Source organism: Leifsonia sp. TF02-11, assembly GCF_017565305.1.
Classification (GTDB): domain Bacteria; phylum Actinomycetota; class Actinomycetes; order Actinomycetales; family Microbacteriaceae; genus Leifsonia.
On sequence record NZ_JAGEKP010000048.1, the window covers coordinates 1 to 4,911 of the forward strand.

Sequence of the window (4,911 nt, forward strand, 5' to 3'; positions counted from 1 at the left end):
GGAGCTCCTCCTGCGTCAGTGCGGCGAGTGCCGTGTAGAGCTCGCGATAGGCGGGGCGCGTGCGCTCGGCGACCGCTCCGCGGGTGTCGGTGAACAGCTCGTCGTACGGCCGCGCGCCGCCGCGTCGCCTGCGCGGCGCGTGAGCGGTGTAGCCGCCGAACAGATCACCCATGGCAGGACGGTACCGACGCGCGGTTTCCCGGAGATTTCCCCCGAGAACGCTGCCCGCCGCGCACGCGACACCGTGTGACGTGCGCGAAACCTGGGGAAATCTCCGGGAAACCGCGCGTCGGTACCGTCCTGCCATGGGTGATCTGTTCGGCGGCTACACCGCTCACGCGCCGCGCAGGCGACGCGGCGGCGCGCGGCCGTACGACGAGATGTTCACCGACACCCGCGGAGCGGTCGCCGAGCGCACGCGCCCCGCCTATCGCGAGCTCTACACGGCACTCGCCGCACTGACGCAGGAGGAGCTCCGCGGCCGGACCGACGCGCTCGCCAGCTCCTATCTCGCGCAGGGCGTCACGTTCGATTTCGCCGGCGAGGAGCGGCCGTTCCCTCTCGACGCCGTGCCACGGGTGATCGAGCAGGCCGAGTGGACCGGTATCGAGCGCGGTGTGCAGCAGCGGGTCCGCGCACTGGAGGCGTTCCTCAGCGACGTCTACGGCGCGCAGAACGCGGTCCGCGACGGCGTCATCCCGGCCGGTCTCATCACGTCGTCCGCTCACTTCCACCGCGCTGCCGCCGGGGTGGAGAGCGCCAACGGTGTGCGCATCCAGGTCGCCGGCATCGACCTCGTCCGCGACGAGCTGGGCGGCTGGCGGGTGCTGGAGGACAACGTCCGCGTCCCCAGCGGCGTCTCCTATGTGATCTCGAACCGCCGGGTGATGGCGCAGACCCTCCCCGAGCTCTTCACCTCGATGCGCGTGCGTCCGGTCGGCGACTACCCCTACCGACTGCTGCAGGCCCTCAAGGCGAGCGCGCCGGGCGGCATGGAGAACCCCAACGTCGTCGTGCTCACGCCGGGCGTCTACAACTCCGCGTACTTCGAGCACACCCTTCTCGCCCGGCTGATGGGGGTCGAGCTGGTGGAGGGCCGCGACCTGTTCTGCTCGGGAGGCACCGTGTGGATGCGCACGACCTCCGGCCCTCAACGGGTCGACGTGATCTACCGCCGCATCGACGACGACTTCATCGATCCGCTCCAGTTCCGGGTGGACTCGGTGCTCGGCACCCCCGGGCTGATGCTCGCCGCGCGTCTCGGCACCGTCACGATCGCCAATGCCGTCGGAAACGGGGTCGCCGACGACAAGCTCGTCTACACCTACCTCCCCGACCTGATCCGCTATTACCTCGCCGAGGACGCGATCCTCCCCAACGTCGACACCTGGCGCCTGGAGGAGCCGGAGGCGCTTGCCGAGGTGCTCGACCGTCTCGACGAGCTCGTGATCAAACCCGTCGACGGGTCGGGAGGCAAGGGGCTCGTGATCGGCCCCGACGCCGACCGTGCGCAGCTGGCCCGGCTGCGCACCCAGCTGCTCGCGGATCCGCGCGGCTGGATCGCTCAGCCGGTCGTGCAGCTTTCCACGATCCCGACGCTCGTGAAGGACGGGATCCGCCCGCGGCACGTCGACCTGCGGCCGTTCGCGGTGAACGACGGACGCGAGGTCTGGGTGCTCCCCGGCGGGCTGACGCGCGTCGCGCTGGCGGAGGGGCAGCTCGTGGTGAACAGCAGCCAGGGCGGAGGTTCGAAGGACACCTGGGTGGTGGGCGCTCCGGGCGTGGATCCCGGCGTCGACGCCCGGCCGGCGCAGCCGTACGCGCGGGTGGAGGGGCGCGGCGTCCCTGCCCTTGTCGCCGACCAGGCCACCGCGCCTCCTCTGCCCTCGTCTCCGCTGCCCGCAACACCCCTGCCCGCACCGGAGCACTCCGAGCAGGACGCCCCGCGCACGGACCAGCAGCAGCAGCAACAACAGCAACGGCAGCGGCAGGTCGCGTCGCCGGAGGCCGCCCCGATCGCGCGAGAGGAGACCGCCTGATGCTCAGCAGGATCGCGTCGTCGCTGTTCTGGATCGGCCGGTACGTCGAACGCGCCGACGGCACGGCCCGCATCCTCGATGTGCACCTGCAGCTGCTGCTGGAGGATCCCTGGATCGACGAGGACACCGCCTGCCGCTCGCTGCTCGGCGTGATGGGGTCGGCGGCGGTTCCCGGGCCGATCGCGCGGGAGGACGTGCTGCGCATCCTCGCGGTCGACCGCGGAACCCCCGCCTCCATCGGGTATTCGCTCACCTCGGCGCGTGAGAACGCCCGACGCGCGCGCGAGATCGTGTCGAGTGAGCTCTGGGAGTGCCTCAACACCACCGCCGCCCGGGTACCGCGACGGGTCGCCGGCGACAAGGTGCACGATTTCTTCACCTGGGTGCGCGAGCGCACGGCGCTCGCGGTGGGGATCATGGACTCCGGCGCCAGCCGCGACGAAGCGTTCCACTTCTTCACGCTGGGCCGCAGTCTGGAGCGCGCCGACATGACCGCCCGGCTGCTCGCCACGCGTTCGCTGACGGAGGCCAGCGGCCCGAGCTGGACGACCATCCTGCGTTCGTGCGGCGCGTACGAGGCCTACCTGCGCACCTACCGCGGGGTGCCGTCGACGCGGAACGCCGCCGAGTTCCTGCTGCACGACCGGTTGTTCCCCCGCTCGATCCTGTACGCGGTGACGCGCGCGGTCGACAGCTTGCGCGACATCGAGCCGAGGCACGAGCGCGCCGGCGTGTCCGACCGAGCGGTGAGACTTCTCGGCCAGGTGCAGAGCGAGCTCGAGTTCCGTCCCGTCGCCGACGTGCTGGACGACCTCCCCGCGTACATGTCGACCATCCAGGACGCCACGAGCGCGGCGACGTCGGCGATCACGCAGCGCTACTTCCCGGAGAGCTCCGCGCCGAGCTGGACGGGGGAGCGGTCGTGAAGCGCCTCCGGGTGACGCACTCCACCGGATACCGGTACGGCGCCGAGGTGTCGGCCTCCTACAACGAGGCGCGGATGCTGCCGGTAACCGGCGACCGACAGCTGGTCCTGCACTCGTCGCTGGACGTGCAGCCGGTGTCGTCCCACCACCAGTACACCGACTACTGGGGGACCCGCGTGCTCGCGTTCGACGTGCTGAACCCGCATCGCGAGCTGACGATCACCGCGACCAGCCTGGTGGAAGTGCTGACGCCCCCGCCTGGCACGGGGGCGGGACGGGTCGACGTCGACCCGCACGAGGTCGCCGCGACGGTGGCCCGATCGGGGGAGTGCGCGCAGCAGTTGCGACAGACCCTGCTGACCGACCCTCCTGCTTCCCTGGTCGCCCTGGCGGCGGAGGCCGCCGCCGGCGCCGCGCGCGACGACCCGTGCGCGGCGGCGCACGCGATCGCGGTCGCGGCAGGTGAGGCGATGACGTACGAGAGCGGGGTCACCGGGGTGCGCACGACCGCAGGGGAGGCCTGGGCGTCGCGCAGCGGCGTCTGCCAGGACATCGCGCACGTGGCCATCGGGGCGCTGCGCTCCGCCGGCATCCCCGCCCGGTACGTGTCCGGCTACCTGCACCCGAAGGCTGACGCAGCGGTGGGGGAGACCGTGGTGGGCGAGTCGCACGCCTGGGTCGAGTGGTTCTGCGGCGAGTGGTACGGCTTCGACCCGACGAACGGCATCGAGATCGGCGACAGGCACGTGCGCGTCGGGCACGGCCGCGACTACACCGATGTCGCCCCGTTGCGCGGCGTGTACTCGGGGGCGGCGGGGTCGGAACTGTTCGTGTCGGTGTCGATCACCCGGGAGGCGTGAGCGGCATCCCCGGTTCTTCGCTACCTGAACGACCGGTAACGATCGGCACGTCAGGGTTGCCAGGGGATGCAGGTCGGTTTGAATGGGGTCATGCGTAGTGTCGGCTGGTCGTTGTTCGGGTTCGCGTTGGTGGTCGGCGCCGTCGCGCTGGGCGCACTCACCACGCCGGCCGTCGACCACGGCCTGGCCACCGTCGCCGTCGGGCACCACGACGGGTTCACGCGTCGGCAGTGGGTGGACCTCGCCATCGCCGCGCTCTTCTTCATCGCGGCCGCGGCCGCGGCCGGCGCCCTGATCGTCACCCGCCTGCGCGCGTCCCGGCACGCCGGCGACACGCCCGCGGGGCCTCCCGCACCTCCCGTCACCGCCGAAGCCTGACGCGCGCTGGCGATGCGCGTGCCGCGCTGCCGCCTGCGCCGCGGCGCCGCCTGCCGCCCACACCGCGGTCGCCACATGTGCGCCAAATGCGCCGTTTCGCGGCGCCCAACGCACCATTCGCCGCACATCGCCACAACTCCCGTGGCCGCACATTCGTGACGAATACCGACTTTCGTGCCACGAATCTCGACATTCGTGACGAACCTCCGCTTTTGTGCATCACTCGCGACATTCGTGACGAATCGCGACTTTCGTGGCACGAATCTCGACATTCGTGACGAATCTCCGCTTGCGTGCACCACTCGCGACATTCGTGACGAATCTCCGCTTGCGTGCACCACTCGCGACATTCGTGACGAATCGCGACTTTCGTGGCACGAATGTCGACATTCGTGACGAATCTCCGCTTTCGTGCACCACTTGCGACATTCGTCACGAATCGCGACTGTCGTGCCGCGAACTGTGACACTCGTGACGAATGTCGAGATTCGTGGCACGAATGACGACATTCGTGACGAATCTCGAGGGGGCGGGGCGGGGCGGGGGGGCGAGGCGGGGCGGGGCGCGCGCCTACTCGACGGCGCGCAGCGCCGCGTAGAGGTCGGCGCGCGCGGCGAAGCCGCCGAGGTCGCTGCCCAGCAGCCGCTCGGCGTCCGCGACGCGCGCGCGCAGCGTGTGCCGGTGCATGCCGAGCTGGCGGGCGGCCGC

5 protein-coding genes are annotated in these 4,911 nt (G+C 70.9%); 4 read left to right on the top strand and 1 reads right to left on the bottom strand.

The genetic code is table 11. The features are described 5' to 3' along the window. The first annotated feature begins 305 nt into the window (after positions 1-305). From JNB50_RS24815 to JNB50_RS24830, 4 genes are all read left to right on the top strand, one after another. The gene (locus JNB50_RS24815; protein ID WP_208042748.1) at positions 306-2,039 is read left to right on the top strand and encodes a circularly permuted type 2 ATP-grasp protein; all 1,734 of its coding nucleotides are present in this window, start codon (positions 306-308) and stop codon (positions 2,037-2,039) included. After that, the gene (locus JNB50_RS24820) at positions 2,039-2,965 is read left to right on the top strand and encodes an alpha-E domain-containing protein (RefSeq protein WP_208042749.1); all 927 of its coding nucleotides are present in this window, start codon (positions 2,039-2,041) and stop codon (positions 2,963-2,965) included. Before JNB50_RS24815 ends, JNB50_RS24820 begins: the two co-directional genes overlap by 1 nt. Beyond that, entirely contained in the window at positions 2,962-3,825 is an 864-nt protein-coding gene (locus tag JNB50_RS24825) for a transglutaminase family protein (protein ID WP_208042750.1), read from the top strand. Before JNB50_RS24820 ends, JNB50_RS24825 begins: the two co-directional genes overlap by 4 nt. Before the next feature lie 90 nt (positions 3,826-3,915). After that, entirely contained in the window at positions 3,916-4,203 is a 288-nt protein-coding gene (locus JNB50_RS24830; RefSeq protein WP_208042751.1) for a hypothetical protein, read from the top strand. A gap of 570 nt (positions 4,204-4,773) precedes the next feature. Here JNB50_RS24830 and JNB50_RS24835 read toward each other — a convergent pair. Further along, a partial coding sequence (locus JNB50_RS24835) for a helix-turn-helix domain-containing protein (protein WP_208042752.1) occupies positions 4,774-4,911 on the bottom strand: 138 nt, incomplete at its 5' end.

Coding starts and splice junctions, on each gene's coding strand:
- JNB50_RS24815 (WP_208042748.1), top strand. CDS start 306: ATGGGTGATCTGTTCGGCGGCTACACCGCTCACGCGCCGCGCAGGCGA.
- JNB50_RS24820 (WP_208042749.1), top strand. CDS start 2,039: ATGCTCAGCAGGATCGCGTCGTCGCTGTTCTGGATCGGCCGGTACGTC.
- JNB50_RS24830 (WP_208042751.1), top strand. CDS start 3,916: ATGCGTAGTGTCGGCTGGTCGTTGTTCGGGTTCGCGTTGGTGGTCGGC.